At 72.3% G+C, this 13,846-nt stretch carries 20 protein-coding genes; 7 read left to right on the top strand and 13 right to left on the bottom strand.

The window, feature by feature from the left end:
• Position 1: 1 nt before the first annotated feature.
• From rplX to rpsJ, 13 genes are all read right to left on the bottom strand, one after another.
• The gene (rplX, locus tag QJ852_06205) at positions 2-415 is read right to left on the bottom strand and encodes a 50S ribosomal protein L24 (protein ID WGX98028.1); all 414 of its coding nucleotides are present in this window, start codon (positions 413-415) and stop codon (positions 2-4) included.
• The gene (gene rplN / locus QJ852_06200; GenBank protein ID WGX98027.1) at positions 415-783 is read right to left on the bottom strand and encodes a 50S ribosomal protein L14; all 369 of its coding nucleotides are present in this window, start codon (positions 781-783) and stop codon (positions 415-417) included. The genes rplX and rplN overlap by 1 nt, the downstream gene beginning before the upstream one ends.
• Positions 784-851: 68 nt before the next feature.
• Positions 852-1,142, bottom strand: a complete 291-nt coding sequence (gene rpsQ / locus QJ852_06195; protein ID WGX98026.1) for a 30S ribosomal protein S17 — start codon at positions 1,140-1,142, stop codon at positions 852-854.
• Entirely contained in the window at positions 1,142-1,378 is a 237-nt protein-coding gene (rpmC, locus tag QJ852_06190) for a 50S ribosomal protein L29 (GenBank protein ID WGX98025.1), read from the bottom strand. Before rpmC ends, rpsQ begins: the two co-directional genes overlap by 1 nt.
• A complete protein-coding gene (gene rplP / locus QJ852_06185; protein WGX98024.1) occupies positions 1,378-1,797 on the bottom strand; it encodes a 50S ribosomal protein L16 in 420 nt (139 codons plus the stop codon). The genes rpmC and rplP overlap by 1 nt, the downstream gene beginning before the upstream one ends.
• 3 nt (positions 1,798-1,800) lie before the next feature.
• Positions 1,801-2,637, bottom strand: coding sequence for a 30S ribosomal protein S3 (rpsC, locus tag QJ852_06180; protein WGX98023.1), 837 nt, complete (start codon positions 2,635-2,637; stop codon positions 1,801-1,803).
• A complete protein-coding gene (gene rplV / locus QJ852_06175; protein WGX98022.1) occupies positions 2,637-3,056 on the bottom strand; it encodes a 50S ribosomal protein L22 in 420 nt (139 codons plus the stop codon). The genes rpsC and rplV overlap by 1 nt, the downstream gene beginning before the upstream one ends.
• Positions 3,053-3,334, bottom strand: a complete 282-nt coding sequence (rpsS, locus tag QJ852_06170) for a 30S ribosomal protein S19 (protein ID WGX98021.1) — start codon at positions 3,332-3,334, stop codon at positions 3,053-3,055. The genes rplV and rpsS overlap by 4 nt, the downstream gene beginning before the upstream one ends.
• A 12-nt stretch (positions 3,335-3,346) precedes the next feature.
• Positions 3,347-4,183, bottom strand: coding sequence for a 50S ribosomal protein L2 (rplB, locus tag QJ852_06165; protein ID WGX98020.1), 837 nt, complete (start codon positions 4,181-4,183; stop codon positions 3,347-3,349).
• A 24-nt stretch (positions 4,184-4,207) separates the two neighbouring features.
• On the bottom strand, positions 4,208-4,513 hold the full coding sequence (rplW, locus tag QJ852_06160) for a 50S ribosomal protein L23 (protein ID WGX98019.1): 306 nt from the start codon (positions 4,511-4,513) through the stop codon (positions 4,208-4,210).
• Positions 4,513-5,124 carry a 50S ribosomal protein L4 gene (gene rplD / locus QJ852_06155; GenBank protein ID WGX98018.1) on the bottom strand — a complete coding sequence of 204 codons (612 nt, stop codon included), beginning with the start codon at positions 5,122-5,124 and terminating at the stop codon, positions 4,513-4,515. The genes rplW and rplD overlap by 1 nt, the downstream gene beginning before the upstream one ends.
• Before the next feature lie 5 nt (positions 5,125-5,129).
• On the bottom strand, positions 5,130-5,780 hold the full coding sequence (gene rplC, locus QJ852_06150) for a 50S ribosomal protein L3 (protein WGX98017.1): 651 nt from the start codon (positions 5,778-5,780) through the stop codon (positions 5,130-5,132).
• Positions 5,781-5,790: 10 nt separating this feature from the next.
• Positions 5,791-6,099, bottom strand: coding sequence for a 30S ribosomal protein S10 (gene rpsJ / locus QJ852_06145; GenBank protein ID WGX98016.1), 309 nt, complete (start codon positions 6,097-6,099; stop codon positions 5,791-5,793).
• Positions 6,100-6,493: 394 nt separating this feature from the next.
• Here rpsJ and QJ852_06140 point away from each other — a divergent pair, with 394 nt between their 5' ends.
• The 7 genes from QJ852_06140 (at position 6,494) to QJ852_06110 (ending at position 13,822) form a co-directional block, all read left to right on the top strand.
• A complete protein-coding gene (locus QJ852_06140; GenBank protein WGX98015.1) occupies positions 6,494-7,654 on the top strand; it encodes a hypothetical protein in 1,161 nt (386 codons plus the stop codon).
• A 19-nt stretch (positions 7,655-7,673) separates the two neighbouring features.
• Entirely contained in the window at positions 7,674-8,303 is a 630-nt protein-coding gene (locus tag QJ852_06135; protein ID WGX98014.1) for a DUF4129 domain-containing protein, read from the top strand.
• Positions 8,300-9,427, top strand: coding sequence for a DUF4350 domain-containing protein (locus tag QJ852_06130; GenBank protein ID WGX98013.1), 1,128 nt, complete (start codon positions 8,300-8,302; stop codon positions 9,425-9,427). The genes QJ852_06135 and QJ852_06130 overlap by 4 nt, the downstream gene beginning before the upstream one ends.
• Positions 9,428-9,432: 5 nt before the next feature.
• Positions 9,433-10,428, top strand: a complete 996-nt coding sequence (locus QJ852_06125; protein WGX99538.1) for a MoxR family ATPase — start codon at positions 9,433-9,435, stop codon at positions 10,426-10,428.
• A gap of 13 nt (positions 10,429-10,441) precedes the next feature.
• A complete protein-coding gene (locus QJ852_06120; GenBank protein WGX98012.1) occupies positions 10,442-11,785 on the top strand; it encodes a DUF58 domain-containing protein in 1,344 nt (447 codons plus the stop codon).
• A 34-nt stretch (positions 11,786-11,819) separates the two neighbouring features.
• A complete protein-coding gene (locus QJ852_06115; protein ID WGX98011.1) occupies positions 11,820-12,764 on the top strand; it encodes a DUF4349 domain-containing protein in 945 nt (314 codons plus the stop codon).
• A 128-nt stretch (positions 12,765-12,892) separates the two neighbouring features.
• The gene (locus QJ852_06110; protein WGX98010.1) at positions 12,893-13,822 is read left to right on the top strand and encodes a LysR family transcriptional regulator; all 930 of its coding nucleotides are present in this window, start codon (positions 12,893-12,895) and stop codon (positions 13,820-13,822) included.
• The last annotated feature ends 24 nt before the right edge of the window (positions 13,823-13,846 follow it).

Here is a 13,846-nt window from a genome sequence, read left to right as displayed (position 1 = left end):
CTCAGATCTCCTTCCCGGTCTTGCGGGAGACGCGGACGCTGCGCGTCGAGCTGTACTCCGAGCCGTCGGGGCGGCGCTTGGTGACGTCGACCCGCTTGTAGCCGACCTTGGTCACGCCGTCACCCTCGACCAGCATCACGTTGGACACGTGGATCGGGGCCTCGGTGGTGATGATGCCGCCGGTGTTGCCGGAGCGCTGACCCTGGTCGACGACCTTGGTGTGCTTCTTGATCCGGTTGACACCCTCGACGATCACGCGCTCCTCCTCACGGAGGACCTTGATGATCTTGCCCTCGGCGCCCTTGTCCTTGCCGGCGATGACCTTGACGGTGTCGCCCTTCTTGACGCGGAGGTTGGGCTTCTTGCGCACCTGCTCGGACTTCTTGCGGGTGCTTCGAATGAACTTGGCAGCCATCACAGCACCTCCGGCGCCAGCGAGATGATCTTCATGAACTTCTTCTCCCGCAGCTCACGGCCGACCGGGCCGAAGATGCGGGTGCCGCGGGGCTCGCCGTCGTTCTTGAGGATCACCGCGGCGTTCTCGTCGAAGCGGATGTAGGACCCGTCGGGACGGCGGCGCTCCTTGACGGTGCGCACGACGACCGCCTTGACGACGTCGCCCTTCTTGACGTTGCCGCCGGGGATGGCGTCCTTGACAGTGGCGACGATGACGTCACCGATGCCGGCGTAGCGACGGCCGGAGCCGCCGAGCACCCGGATGCAAAGGATCTCCTTCGCACCGGTGTTGTCGGCGACCTTGAGTCGCGACTCCTGCTGAATCATCGATTTCTCCTGGTTGTCGTGCCGGTTCTCATCGCCTCACGGGCGGTGAGCCTGGCCGAACGTGTGGACTACTTGGCGCGCTCGAGGATCTCCACCACGCGCCAGCGCTTGGTGGCCGAGAGCGGGCGGGTCTCCATGATGAGGACGCGGTCGCCGACGCCGCAGTCGTTCTGCTCGTCGTGCGCCTTGAGCCGCGTGTTGCGGCGCATGACCTTGCCGTACAGAGCGTGCTTGACGCGGTCCTCGACGGACACGACCACGGTCTTGTCCATCTTGTCGCTGACCACGAGGCCCTCACGGGTCTTGCGGGCGTTGCGCTGAGCGGTCTCGTTGCCCACCTCGTTGGACTCCGTGCTCATCAGTTCTCCTCATCCGTTGCCGGAGCGGTCCGGATGCCGAGCTCGCGCTCGCGCACCACGGTGTAGATCCGGGCGATGTCCTTCTTGACCGTGCGGAGCCGGCCGTGGCTCTCCAGCTGGCCCGTGGCCGCCTGGAACCGCAGGTTGAACAGCTCCTCCTTGGCCTCGCGCAGCTTGGCCTCGAGGTCGACCTCGTTGAGCTCGTCCAGCTCGTGGGCGCGGATGACGTTCGCCATCAGAACTCACCAGCCTCTCGCGTGATGAATCGGGCCTTCATGGGCAGCTTGTGGATCGCGCGGCGCATCGCCTCACGGGCGATGTCCTCCGGCACACCGGACAGCTCGAACATGACGCGGCCGGGCTTGACGTTGGCGACCCACCACTCCGGGGAGCCCTTACCGGAGCCCATGCGGGTCTCGGCGGGCTTCTTGGTGAGCGGGCGGTCCGGGTAGATGTTGATCCAGACCTTGCCGCCACGCTTGATGTGGCGGGTCATGGCGATACGAGCGGACTCGATCTGGCGGTTGGTGACATAGGCACCCTCGACCGCCTGGATACCGAAGTCACCGAACGCCAGCGACGTACCGCCCTTGGCAGCACCCCGACGCTTCGGGTGGTGCTGCTTGCGGTGCTTGACGCGACGCGGCATCAACATGGGTCAGGACTCCGTTCCGGTGCTGGGCTCGGCAGCCGGCGTGGCCTCGGGGTTGCTCTCCACGGCGGGAGCGGCAGCCTCGGCGTTGCGGTCCGAGCGGTTCGGGCGGTCGCCGCGCGACCCGCGGGTCGGGCGGTCGCCACCACGGCTGGGACGGCCACCGCGACCGGGGACCCCGGCGCGGGCGGCGGCCTGGGCCTGGCGCTCGGCACGGCTGCCGGCGACCTCGCCCTTGTAGATCCAGACCTTCACGCCGATCCGGCCGAAGGTCGTGCGGGCCTCGTAGAAGCCGTAGTCGATGTCGGCACGCAGCGTGTGCAGCGGGACGCGGCCCTCGCGGTAGAACTCGGTGCGCGACATCTCGGCGCCGTTGAGCCGGCCCGAGCACTGGATCCGGATGCCCTTGGCACCGGAGCGCATCGAGGTCTGCATCGCCTTGCGCATGGCGCGGCGGAACTGCACGCGGCCCGAGAGCTGCTCGGCGACGCCCTGGGCGACCAGCTGCGCGTCGATCTCGGGGTTCTTGACCTCGAGGATGTTCAGCTGGACCTGCTTGCCCGTGAGCTTCTCGAGCTCGCCGCGGATCCGGTCGGCCTCGGCGCCACGGCGACCGATGACGATGCCGGGGCGCGCCGTGTGGATGTCGACGCGGACCCGGTCCCGGGTGCGCTCGATCTCCACCTTGGCGATGCCGGCCCGCTCCATGCCCTTGCTGAGCAGCTTGCGGATCGCGACGTCCTCGCCGACGTAGGACTTGTACAGCTTGTCGGCGTACCAACGAGACTTGTGGTCGGTCGAGATTCCGAGGCGGAAGCCGTTCGGGTTGATCTTCTGACCCATTACTTCTTGCCCTTCTTCGCGACGACGTCGGCCGGCTGGACCGCGATGGTGATGTGGCTGGTGCGCTTGTTGATCCGGGTGGCCCGGCCCTGCGCACGCGGACGCCAGCGCTTCATCGTCGGTCCCTCATCGACCCGTGCGACCGAGACGACCAGGTCGCCGGTGGCGAGGCCCTCGGTGGTCGCGGCGTTCGCGACGGCGCTGGCCAGCACCTTGGAGACGGTCTCGGAGGCCGACTGCGGCGCGAACTGCAGCAGCGTCAGCGCCTCGTCGGCGGGCAGGCCGCGGACCAGGTCGACGACGCGGCGCGCCTTCATCGGGGTGATCCGCACGAAGCGGGCGGTCGCGAACGCGCCGGGCTCGTCGCCCAGGAGCGACTCGCGACGCGCGCTGGTGCGGTGACGCTCAGTGGTGCTCATCGACGGCGCCCCTTCCGGTCTTCCTTGACGTGGCCGCGGTAGGTGCGGGTCGGCGCGAACTCACCGAGCTTGTGGCCGACCATGGAGTCGGACACGAAGACCGGGACGTGCTTGCGGCCGTCGTGGACCGCGATCGTGTGGCCGATCATCGAGGGGATGATCATCGACCGGCGCGACCAGGTCTTGATGACGTTGTGGGTGCCCTTCTCGTTCTCGGCGTCCACCTTCTTGAGCAGGTGGCCGTCGACGAAGGGGCCCTTCTTCAGGCTGCGAGGCATCGTTCAGTTCCTTCAGCGCTTGTTCTTGCCGGACTTGCGGCGGCGGATGATCTGGGAGTCGCTGGCCTTGCGCTTGCGCGTGCGGCCCTCGGGCTTGCCCCACGGCGAGACCGGGTGGCGACCACCGGAGGTCTTGCCCTCACCACCACCGTGCGGGTGGTCGACCGGGTTCATGACCACACCACGGACGGTCGGGCGCTTGCCCTTCCACCGCATACGACCGGCCTTGCCCCAGTTGATGTTGGACTGCTCGGCGTTGCCCACCTCGCCGATCGTCGCGCGGCAGCGCACGTCGACGTAGCGCATCTCGCCCGAGGGCAGACGCAGCGTGGCGCGGGAGCCCTCGCGGGCGACCAGCTGCGCGCTGTTGCCGGCAGAGCGGGCCAGCTTGGCGCCGCCACCGGGACGCAGCTCCACGCAGTGGATCGTCGTACCGACGGGGATGTTGCGCAGCGGCAGGTTGTTGCCCGGCTTGATGTCGGCGCCGACGCCCGACTCCACCCGCATGCCCTGCGTCAGGTCCTTCGGCGCCACGATGTAGCGCTTCTCGCCGTCGGCGTAGTGCAGCAGCGCGATGCGCGCGGTGCGGTTGGGGTCGTACTCGATGTGCGCGACCTTGGCCGGCACGCCGTCCTTGTCGTAGCGACGGAAGTCGATGACGCGGTAGGCGCGCTTGTGACCGCCACCGTGGTGCCGGGTGGTGATCCGGCCCTGGTTGTTGCGGCCGCCCTTCTTCGGGAGCGGGCGGGTCAGCGACTTCTCGGGCGTGGTCCGGGTGATCTCGGCGAAGTCGGCCACCGAGGAGCCACGACGGCCCGGGGTGGTCGGCTTGTACTTGCGGATAGCCATGTCAGATTCCTCTACCTAGCCCGGTCAGGAGACCGGACCTCCGAAGATGTCGATGCGGTGACCGTCGGCCAGGCTCACGATGGCGCGCTTGGTGTCCTTGCGCTTGCCGAGGCCGTTGCGGGTGCGGCGGACCTTGCCCGGACGGTTGAGCGTGTTCACCGAGGTGACCTTGACGCCGAAGATCTTCTCCACGGCGATCTTGATCTCGGTCTTGTTCGCGTCCGGGCGCACCAGGAAGGTGTACTTGTTGGCGTCGAGGAGGCTGTAGCTCTTCTCCGACACCACCGGCGCGATCAGGACGTCGCGGTGGTCCTTGTGCAGGGTGCTCATCAGTTGTTCTCCTCCGCAGGCTGGTCGCCGACGAGGCGGTCGAAGGCTGCCTTGCTGAACACCACGTCGTCGCTCACGAGGACGTCGCGGGTGTTGAGCTGGTCGACCGCCACGATGTGCACCTCGGGCGCGTTGCGCAGCGAGAGCCAGGTGAGGCTGTCGGTGCGCTCGAGGACCACGAGGAACTTGCGGCGGGGGCTCAGCTCGAAGAGCGAGGCGAGGGCGGCCTTGGTCGACGGCTTGTCGCCGGAGACGAGGCCCTCGACGACGTGGATCCGCTCGTTGCGGGCCCGGTCGGACAGGGCGCTGCGCAGGGCGGCGGCCTTCATCTTCTTGGGGGTGCGCTGGCTGTAGTCACGCGGCTGCGGACCGTGGACCACGCCACCGCCGGCGAACTGCGGCGCCCGGGTCGAGCCCTGGCGGGCGCGGCCGGTGCCCTTCTGCTTGTAGGGCTTCTTGCCGCCGCCGCGGACCTCGCCGCGACGCTTGGTGGCGTGGGTGCCCTGGCGCGCGGCGGCCTGCTGGGCCACGACGACCTGGTGCATCAGCGGGATGTTGACCTCGACGTCGAAGATCTCGGCGGGGAAGTCGACGGAAACGTTCTTGGCCATCGTGATCAGCCCTTCTTCGCAGCCGTGCGGAGAACGACGAGACCGCCCTTGGGGCCGGGGACGGCGCCCTTGATCAGGACGATGCCCTTCTCGACGTCCACGGCGTGGACGGTGACGTTCTGGGTGGTGACGGTGTCGGAACCCATCCGGCCGGCCATCCGCAGACCCTTGAACACGCGACCCGGCGTGGCGCAGGCGCCGATCGAGCCGGGCTTGCGGTGGTTGCGGTGGGCACCGTGCGACGCGCTGACACCGGCGAAGCCGTGACGCTTCATGACACCGGCGAAACCCTTGCCCTTGCTGGTGCCGGTCACATCGATGACCTGGCCGGCCTCGAACGTGTCGACGGGCAGCTCCTGGCCGACGGTGTACTCGCTGGCGTCGGCGGTGCGGATCTCGACGACGTGGCGGCGCGGGGTGGTGCCGGCCTTGGCGAAGTGACCCGCCTGCGGCTTGTTGACCTTGCGGCCCTCGATCTCGCCGTAGCCGATCTGGATGGCGTTGTAGCCGTCCGGCTGCGGCTGGCGGACCTGGGTGACGACGTTGGTGCCGGCGGCGACCACGGTGACCGGGATGACCCGGTTGTTCTCGTCCCAGAGCTGGGTCATACCGAGCTTGGTGCCCAGCAGGCCCTTCACGTTGCGCTCAATAGTCATGTCTCGAACCTCAGAGCTTGATCTCGATGTCGACACCGGCCGGCAGGTCGAGGCGCATGAGGCTGTCGACCGTCTTCGGCGTGGGGTCGATGATGTCGATGAGCCGCTTGTGGGTGCGCATCTCGAAGTGCTCGCGCGAGTCCTTGTACTTGTGCGGCGAGCGGATGACACAGAAGACGTTCTTCTCGGTCGGCAGCGGCACCGGGCCGGCGACCTTCGCACCCGTACGGGTGACCGTGTCCACGATCTTGCGCGCCGAGGTGTCGATCACCTCGTGGTCATAGGCCTTGAGCCTGATGCGGATCTTCTGTCCCGCCATAGGTCTCTCTCGTCCTTACTCGTCGTACGACTCTGGGTCCTTGAGCTCCGACCCCCGCGGTCGGGCGTGTCGCACCTTGTGCGGGCACACACGTCTCCCCGGGAGGGGAAGTGGAGCTGTTGTTCTCGGCTGTCTCGGGCCTCCGGCGTGCGGTACGAGCTGAGGCTCGACGACCGGGCACGCGCCGCGCGGCACGGATCGGACCCGTGGATCTGGTGGGCCGATCACTCCGCTGGGGAGGCACGATTCAGTAGTCAAGATCTAGCGCGCACCTCGGGCGCCTGCCCGGGGCAACCGGAACATCTTGGCAGAGTTCCGGTGGTCGGCCAAATCTGCGCGCGACCACGCCACGGGCCCCCGCGGCGGGTGTGGTCCGGATGCAAGGATTGCGCGCATGACCGACGGCCCCGCGCAGCAGTACCCGCCCCCGGGTGCCCCGCCGCCGGCGGATCCCGGCCCACCGCCTGCCGCCTACCCGCCGCCTGCCGCCTCCCCGCCGCCCGCCACCTCCCCGCCGCCCGGTCCGGGGACGGCCGCCACCGGCTGGGCGCCGTACCCGTCCGCGCCCGGCCCGCGCCCGGCGCCCGGGCTGCTGCTCGGCGCGGCGCACAAGCCCGGCGCCCTCCCCCTGCGCCCGCTCAACCTCGGCAACATCTACGACGGCGCGTTCCGGATCATCCGGTTCAACCCGAAGGCGACCGTCGGCGCCGCGGTGCTGGTGACCGCGGTGGCGATGGTGATCCCCATCGTGGTGACCCTGGTGCTGACCTTCACGGTCGGCATCGCCGTGGACGCCTCCGGCGAGCTCGAGGCCGACGCCGGCACCGCCGACGCGCTCGGCCTGCTGGCGGCGTACGGCTCGCTGCTCGTGTCGCTGGTCGTGGCGCAGGTCGGCGTCGTGTTCGTCACCGGGATGGTCGCCCACGTCACGCGCGCGGCGGCGGTCGGGCGACGACTCGGTCTGGGCGAGGCCTGGGCCGCCACCCACGGCAAGCGGTGGCGCCTGCTCGGCCTGACCCTGATCCTCAACCTGGCCTTCCTGCTGCTGCTGGTCGCCTACGTCCTGCTCTGGGTGGCCGTGGTGGTCGCCGTCGACGGGGAGCCCTGGCCGGTGGTGCTCTGGGGCCTGGTCACGGTCCCCGCGTTCATCGCCCTGTGCTGCTGGCTGTGGATCCGCTTCTACTACCTGCCCGTCCCGGCCCTCATGCTCGAACCGACCGGCGTGCTCGGGGCGATCGGCCGGGGCTGGAGGCTGACCTCGCGGCAGTACTGGCGCACCTTCGGCATCGCCCTGCTGACCGTGCTCATCGTCCAGTTCGCCGGCGGCCTGCTGACCTTCCCGGTCAGCATCGCCGGCAATGTCGCTGCCATCGCCGCGCCGGAGTACGCCACGCTGCTGCTGATCCTCACCCAGGCGGTCGCCCTGGTGATCCAGAACGCCTTCGTCGCCCCCTTCCTGGCGGCCGTGACGTCCGTGCAGTACGTCGACCTCCGCATGCGCAAGGAGGCCTTCGACGTCGAGCTGATGCGCGAGGCGGGGCTCGTTCCCGCATGACGCCGCGCGAGGTGGCCCGATGAGGGGGGCGCTCCTGTTCCTGGCCGAGCCCCCGCTCGACCCGAGCGGCGACGAGGCGCGCCGCGAGCTGCGCCGTGAGCTGGTCCGGCCCGAGTACTACCAGGACGACATCGTCGACCGGCTGGGGCGCTGGCTCGACCGGCTGATCTCCAACACCGTCGACGCCGCCTCGGGCTCCTCCGGACTGGCCACCGCCGCGGCGATCCTGGTCGTGCTGCTCATCGTCGCCGCCGTGCTCGTCCTCGTCGGCCGCGCCCGCCGCACCGCCGCCGGCCGTGCCGTGAGCGCACCGGCGCTCACCGGCGAGACGATCACCGCCGACGAGCTGCGGGCCCGCGCCCAGGCCGCCCTGGCCGCGGGCGACGCGGGAGCCGCGCTCGTCGACGCCTTCCGCGCCGCCGCGGTGCGCCAGGTCGAGCGGGGGCGCATCGAGGACGTCCCCCAGGCGACCGCGCACGAGCTCGCGGACGCGCTGGTCGCGGTCTTCCCCGAGCAGCGGGACGCCGTGCTGAACGGGGCCGACCTCTTCGACGGCGTGCTCTACGGCGAGCGGCCGGCCACGTCCGCCCAGGCGGGCGAGCTGCTGGCGCTCGACGACCTGCTCGCGGGACGGGCGGCGCGCCGATGACCCGGCCGAGCCGGACCCGGATGCGGGCGGCGATCGTCGTGGCGGTCGTCCTCGCGCTCGCGGCCGCCGTGTGGAGCACCCGGGGCACCGAGCAGTACCCGGGCGCGGCCGATCCTCGCAATCCCGGACCCGACGGCGCCCAGGCGGTGGCCCGGGTGCTGGCCGACCAGGGCGTCGAGGTGACCATCGCCCGCTCCGCCGACGCCTTCGAGGAGGCCGCGGTCGACGGGGGCACCACGGTGGTGGTGAGCGGCACCGAGCAGCTCGCGCCGAGCACCCTCGCCCGGCTTCGTGAGCATGCGGCGGCCGCGGGCCGGGTCGTGCTGGTCGAGCCGCGGCACGCACTGCTGCAGGAGATCGAGCCCGGCCTCGGCTCACTGCCGGTCCCGGCCGACGACGACGCCGCCGTCGCGGCCCGCTGCGCCGACGGGGTGGCGGGAGTCGCGCTCGACGGGCTCACGATCGAGGCCGATCGTGCGACGTCGTACGCCGGGGACGGGTGCTTCCCCGACGACGTCGGGGCGCTGGTGCGCGAAGTCGACGGGCTGGTGCTGTTCGGGGCCGGCCAGGCGCTGACCAACGACCAGGTGACCCGTGCCGACAACGCGGCGGTGGCACTGCGACTGCTCGGGCACGACCCCCGGCTGGTCTGGTACGTCCCCGACGCGGCCGACGCCGTCGGCGACGACGCCGTCACGATCGGCTCACTGCTGCCCGACTGGATCGGCCCCGGACTGTGGGTGCTGGTCCTGGCCGGGAGCGCCCTGCTGCTGTGGCGGTTCCGGCGCCTGGGCCCCCTGTCGACGGAGCCGCTGCCGGTCGTCGTCCGCGCGGTGGAGACGGCCCGCAGCCGCGGCCGGATGTACCGCCGCAGCGGCGACCGCGCCCATGCCGCCCGCGCGCTGCGGCGCGCGGCGTGCGCCGACCTCGCCGGACGGCTGCGGCTCGACCGCGGTGCCCCACCGCCGGTCGTCGCCGAGGCGGTCGCGCGCCAGCTCGACGCCCCCGTCGAGAGCATCGCGGTGCTGCTCGACGACGACCGCACACCCCCGGCGACCGACCAGGACCTGGTCCGGTTCGCTCAGGACCTGGCCCAGCTGAGGAGAGAGGTACGACGCTCATGACCCAGATGCCCCCGCCACCCCCGGCCACCCATGTCGAGACAGCGGAGGAGGCCGGCGTGCGCGAGCGGCTGCTCGCCGTACGCCAGGAGGTCGCCAAGGCCGTGGTCGGCCAGGACGCCGCGGTGTCCGGGCTGCTCGTCGCGCTGCTGTGCGGCGGCCACGTGCTGATGGAGGGGGTCCCCGGGACGGCGAAGACGCTGCTCGTGCGGACCCTGGCGCAGAGCCTGGAGGTGCAGACCCGCCGGGTGCAGTTCACCCCCGACCTGATGCCCGGCGACATCACCGGGTCGCTCGTCATCGACGCGGCCGGTGGCGGTGAGCTCAGCTTCCGCGAGGGGCCGATCTTCACCAACCTGCTGCTCGCCGACGAGATCAACCGGACGCCTCCGAAGACCCAGTCGGCCCTGCTGGAGGCGATGGAGGAGGGCCAGGTCTCCGCCGACGGCGTCACCCGGCCGCTGCCCCGTCCGTTCCTGGTCGCGGCGACCCAGAACCCGGTGGAGTTCGAGGGGACCTACCCGCTGCCCGAGGCCCAGCTCGACCGGTTCCTGCTCAAGGTGGTGCTCCCGGTGCCGCCGCGCGAGGACGAGATCACCATCCTCACCCGGCACGCCGAGGGCTTCGACCCGCGCGACGTCGCCGGCGCCGGGGTCCGCCCGGTGGCCGGCGCCGCCGACCTCGAGGCCGGCCAGCGGGCGGTGAGACGGGTGCAGGTCGCTCCCGAGGTCGCGTCGTACATCGTCGACATCGCGCGGGCGACCCGGCAGTCGCCGTCGCTGTCCCTGGGCGTCAGCCCCCGGGGTGCGACCGCCCTGCTGCGGGCCGCGCGGGCCTGGGCCTGGCTCTCGGGCCGCGACTTCGTGACACCCGACGACGTGAAGGCGCTCGCCCAGGCGTCGCTGGCCCACCGTCTCGGCGTCCGCCCGGAGGCCGAGCTCGAAGGCGTCGACGTATCCCAGGTGCTGGCGTCCGCGATCGCGTCCGTCCCGGTCCCGCGCTAGGACGCTCCGCACCATGGCGATCTCCGGCCGGGTCCCGCTGCTGCTCCTGCTGGGGCTGGTGGCGGTCGTGCTGCGCCCCCAGGCCGGCACCGTCTGGCTCTGGCTGCTCGGGGTGCTGCTGCTCGTCGGCCTGGACCGGCTGCTCACCCCCTCTCCCGCGCTCGCCTCACTGACCCGGCGCGCGGCCGGCTCGGTCCGGCTCGGCGACCCGGCGTCGTCCGACCTGGTCGTCGCCGCGACGGGACGCCGCCTCCACCTGCAGGTCCGCGACGCCTGGCAGCCGTCCGCGGGGGCCCGCGACAACCGCTACCGACTTCGCCTCGCCCCGGGCGACCAGCGCCGGCTGACCACGCCGCTCCTCCCCCGGCGCCGCGGCGACCTGCGCGCCGACGGCGTCACGGTCCGCTCCTGGGGACCCCTCGGGCTGGTGGCGCGGCAACGCACCTACGACGTCCCCGGTGCCGTGCGAGCGCTGCCGCCGTTCGAGTCCCGCAAGCACCTGCCCTCGCGTCTCGCCCGCCTGCGCGAGCTCGACGGCCGCGCCGCCGTCCGGGTCCGCGGCCAGGGCACCGAGTTCGACTCGCTGCGCGAGTACGTCCGCGGCGACGACGTCCGCTCCATCGACTGGCGCGCGTCGGCCCGCTCCCCCCACGTCGTGGTCCGCACCTGGCAGCCCGAGCGCGACCGGCGGGTGGTGCTCGTCCTCGACACCTCACGCACCTCCGCCGGTCGGGTCGCTCGCGCCGCCGGGGAGCCCGAGACCGACGGCATGCCGCGCCTGGACGCCGCCATGGACTCCGCCCTGCTGCTGGCCGCGCTCGCGTCGCGGGCCGGCGACCGGGTCGACTTCGTGGCCGGGGACCGGCGGGTCCGTGCCCGGCAGCGGCTGCACGGCGCACGCGACGTCGCGGCCCGGTTGCAGGAGCAGATGGCCGACCTCGACCCGACCCTGGTCGAGGCCGACTGGGACCTGCTCGCCGGCGCCGTCCAGGGCTTCGGCCGCCGCCGCGCGCTCGTCGTCCTGCTCACCGCCCTGGAACCCGCGGCCGTGGCCGACGGCCTGCTGCCCGTGCTGCCGGTCCTGGTACGGCACCACCGGGTGGTCATCGCGTCGGTCCGCGACCCGGAGCTGAGCCGGCTGGCGGCGCTGGGAGACGACGCGGGGACCGTCGGCGCCGCCCCCACCGCCGACGACGTGTACGCCGCCGCCGCGGCCGCCCACGAGCTGCACCGCCGGGACCGGACCCGGGACATGCTGGTGCGGCTCGGCGTGGACGTCGTCGACGCCGACGCTGGCGAGCTGCCGCCCGCGCTGGCCGACCACTACCTCTCGCTCAAGGCGCAGGGGCTGCTGTAGGGAACCGCCGGGCCGGGCGCGGCGTCCGAGTGGCATGCACACCTCACCGCGCCCCTCACCGCGCCGTACCTCACTCGTGCTCGCCGGGATCGCCACGGTCGTCGCCCTGGCCGGCTGCAGCAGCTCCGACGACGCCGGGGACTCGGGCGACCTCGATGCGTCGTCGGCCGGCGTGATGGCCAGCGAGCCGGACGCCGCGGGCGCCGCCGACGCGGAGGCACCGGCGGCCGTGGCGGCCGACGCCGACGCCGGCGCGGACGGGACGGCAGGGTCGGCGAAGGCGGCCGCGGCGCAGCAGCCGGCCGTCATCGCGACCGGCACCGTCTCCCTGGAGGCCGAGGACGTGGCCCGCGCCCGGATGCGGGTGCGCGCCGTGGTCGATGCCCACCAGGGCACGGTCGGCGAGCAGGAGACGACGACCGGCGAGAAGGGCGAGCTGACGACGGCCCGGCTGGTGCTGCGGGTGCCGAGCGACCGGTTCGACGACGCGGTGACCGCACTGGAGGACGTCGCGACGCCGACGGGCACCACCACGAACGCTCAGGACGTCAGCGCCGAGGTGGTCGACGTCGACGCGCGGATCCGGGCGCAGCGCAAGAGCGTCGCGCGGATCGAGGCGCTGCTCGCCCGGGCCGCGAGCATCGAGCAGATCGTCGCGATCGAGGCCCAGCTCGCCAGCCGCCAGGCCGACCTCGACGCACTCGAGTCCCGGCAGCGCTGGCTGGCCGACCAGACCGGCATGTCCACGATCACCGTGTACGTCGAGCAGCCGGCCACGGAGCAGGACGCCGAGGAGGACACGGCCGACGGCTTCCTCGGCGGGCTGGCGAAGGGCTGGGACGCCTTCGTCGACGGGCTCGGCGCCGTGCTCGTGGTCGTCGGCTTCCTGGTGCCCTGGCTGGTGCTGGGCGCCGCGGTCGGCGTGCCGGCCTGGCTGCTGGTCCGCCGGCGGCCGCGGGGCCGCACCGGTGCTGCGTGAGCCCGGAGCCGCGGCCACGCGACCGACCGTCCGACCGTGATACTGTTTGTCTACAGTCTTACTCTACTTTTATTCGCGGGCAAGGACGTGGACCACGGCGTCACCGATGGACGTGAAAGGCAGCACCCATGCGCATCGAACAGCTGGAGTACCTGGCGGCCGTCACGCAGCACGGTTCGCTGCGCCGGGCCAGCGAGAAGCTCCACCTCTCCCAGCCCGCGCTCAGCGAGGCGCTGACCAAGCTCGAGCGGGAGCTGCGGGTGACCCTGCTGGACCGGCGCCGTTCCGGGGCGCGGATCAGCCGCGAGGGCCGCGAGCTGCTCCCCTACATGTCCGACGTCCTCGCGGCCGTCGACCGGCTGCGCCACGCCGCCGGCGACCAGCGCACCGACACCCGCGTGATCCGGCTCGGCACCGTGCACGCCGCCACGTCGACCCTCCTCGCGCCCGCCGTCGGCGCCTTCCAGGAACGCCACCCCGGCACGACGGTCGAGATCCTCGCCCTCCCGCAGGCCCAGATCGACGAGGGACTCGCCGAGGGGACGCTCGACCTCGGCCTCGTCGATGTCCTCGACGCGGACGACCCGCCCTTCGGCCTCGACGGCGTCGACCTGCTCCACGGGCGCCCCGTCGCCGTCCTCCCGGCGGCCCACCCACTCGCCGCCCGCGCCCAGGTGAGCGTCGAGGAGCTGCGGCTCGAGCGGTTCGTCGCGATGCGCGCTGGCCACGTCATGCACCGCTACGTCCAGCGCACCTTCGGCCACGAGCTCCCGCCCGCCGCGCACAGCACCGACGGGGCCGAGATGGGCAAGGCCCTGGTCGCGGAGGGCATCGGCGTCACCGTGCTCCCGGACTACGCCGTGCTGGGCGATCCGCTGCACCGCATCGGCGCCATCGCCGCGCGGCCCATCGCGGGCGACCAGACCTTCCTGACCCTGCAGCTGCGGCAGCGCCGCACGCTGCAGCAGCCCCTGCCCGTGCGCGAGCTGCAGGGGGCGCTGGCCGCCCGTGCCCAGGAGTGCCGGGCGACCGGCGCCGGCGCGAGCGCCGCCTCCTGATCAGCGGGGCCCTCCTCGGCGATG

It is taken from the genome of Nocardioides sp. L-11A, from assembly GCA_029961745.1.
Classification (GTDB): Bacteria; Actinomycetota; Actinomycetes; order Propionibacteriales; family Nocardioidaceae; genus Nocardioides.
The sequence above is the reverse complement of the archived record's forward strand: the minus strand, read 5'-3'. Positions and strand labels throughout refer to the sequence as shown.

Excerpts from the sequence above, each read along its gene's own strand:
- rplP (WGX98024.1), bottom strand. The coding sequence starts at position 1,797 with ATGTTGATGCCGCGTCGCGTCAAGCACCGCAAGCAGCACCACCCGAAG.
- rplN (WGX98027.1), bottom strand. The coding sequence starts at position 783 with ATGATTCAGCAGGAGTCGCGACTCAAGGTCGCCGACAACACCGGTGCG.
- QJ852_06115 (WGX98011.1), top strand. The coding sequence starts at position 11,820 with ATGCACACCTCACCGCGCCCCTCACCGCGCCGTACCTCACTCGTGCTC.
- rpsQ (WGX98026.1), bottom strand. The coding sequence starts at position 1,142 with ATGAGCACGGAGTCCAACGAGGTGGGCAACGAGACCGCTCAGCGCAAC.
- rplW (WGX98019.1), bottom strand. The coding sequence starts at position 4,513 with ATGAGCACCCTGCACAAGGACCACCGCGACGTCCTGATCGCGCCGGTG.
- QJ852_06125 (WGX99538.1), top strand. The coding sequence starts at position 9,433 with ATGCCCCCGCCACCCCCGGCCACCCATGTCGAGACAGCGGAGGAGGCC.
- rpsJ (WGX98016.1), bottom strand. The coding sequence starts at position 6,099 with ATGGCGGGACAGAAGATCCGCATCAGGCTCAAGGCCTATGACCACGAG.
- rplC (WGX98017.1), bottom strand. The coding sequence starts at position 5,780 with ATGACTATTGAGCGCAACGTGAAGGGCCTGCTGGGCACCAAGCTCGGT.
- QJ852_06120 (WGX98012.1), top strand. The coding sequence starts at position 10,442 with ATGGCGATCTCCGGCCGGGTCCCGCTGCTGCTCCTGCTGGGGCTGGTG.
- rplX (WGX98028.1), bottom strand. The coding sequence starts at position 415 with ATGGCTGCCAAGTTCATTCGAAGCACCCGCAAGAAGTCCGAGCAGGTG.
- rplV (WGX98022.1), bottom strand. The coding sequence starts at position 3,056 with ATGAGCACCACTGAGCGTCACCGCACCAGCGCGCGTCGCGAGTCGCTC.
- QJ852_06110 (WGX98010.1), top strand. The coding sequence starts at position 12,893 with ATGCGCATCGAACAGCTGGAGTACCTGGCGGCCGTCACGCAGCACGGT.
- rplD (WGX98018.1), bottom strand. The coding sequence starts at position 5,124 with ATGGCCAAGAACGTTTCCGTCGACTTCCCCGCCGAGATCTTCGACGTC.
- QJ852_06130 (WGX98013.1), top strand. The coding sequence starts at position 8,300 with ATGACCCGGCCGAGCCGGACCCGGATGCGGGCGGCGATCGTCGTGGCG.
- QJ852_06140 (WGX98015.1), top strand. The coding sequence starts at position 6,494 with ATGACCGACGGCCCCGCGCAGCAGTACCCGCCCCCGGGTGCCCCGCCG.
- rpsS (WGX98021.1), bottom strand. The coding sequence starts at position 3,334 with ATGCCTCGCAGCCTGAAGAAGGGCCCCTTCGTCGACGGCCACCTGCTC.
- rpmC (WGX98025.1), bottom strand. The coding sequence starts at position 1,378 with ATGGCGAACGTCATCCGCGCCCACGAGCTGGACGAGCTCAACGAGGTC.
- QJ852_06135 (WGX98014.1), top strand. The coding sequence starts at position 7,674 with ATGAGGGGGGCGCTCCTGTTCCTGGCCGAGCCCCCGCTCGACCCGAGC.
- rplB (WGX98020.1), bottom strand. The coding sequence starts at position 4,183 with ATGGCTATCCGCAAGTACAAGCCGACCACCCCGGGCCGTCGTGGCTCC.
- rpsC (WGX98023.1), bottom strand. The coding sequence starts at position 2,637 with ATGGGTCAGAAGATCAACCCGAACGGCTTCCGCCTCGGAATCTCGACC.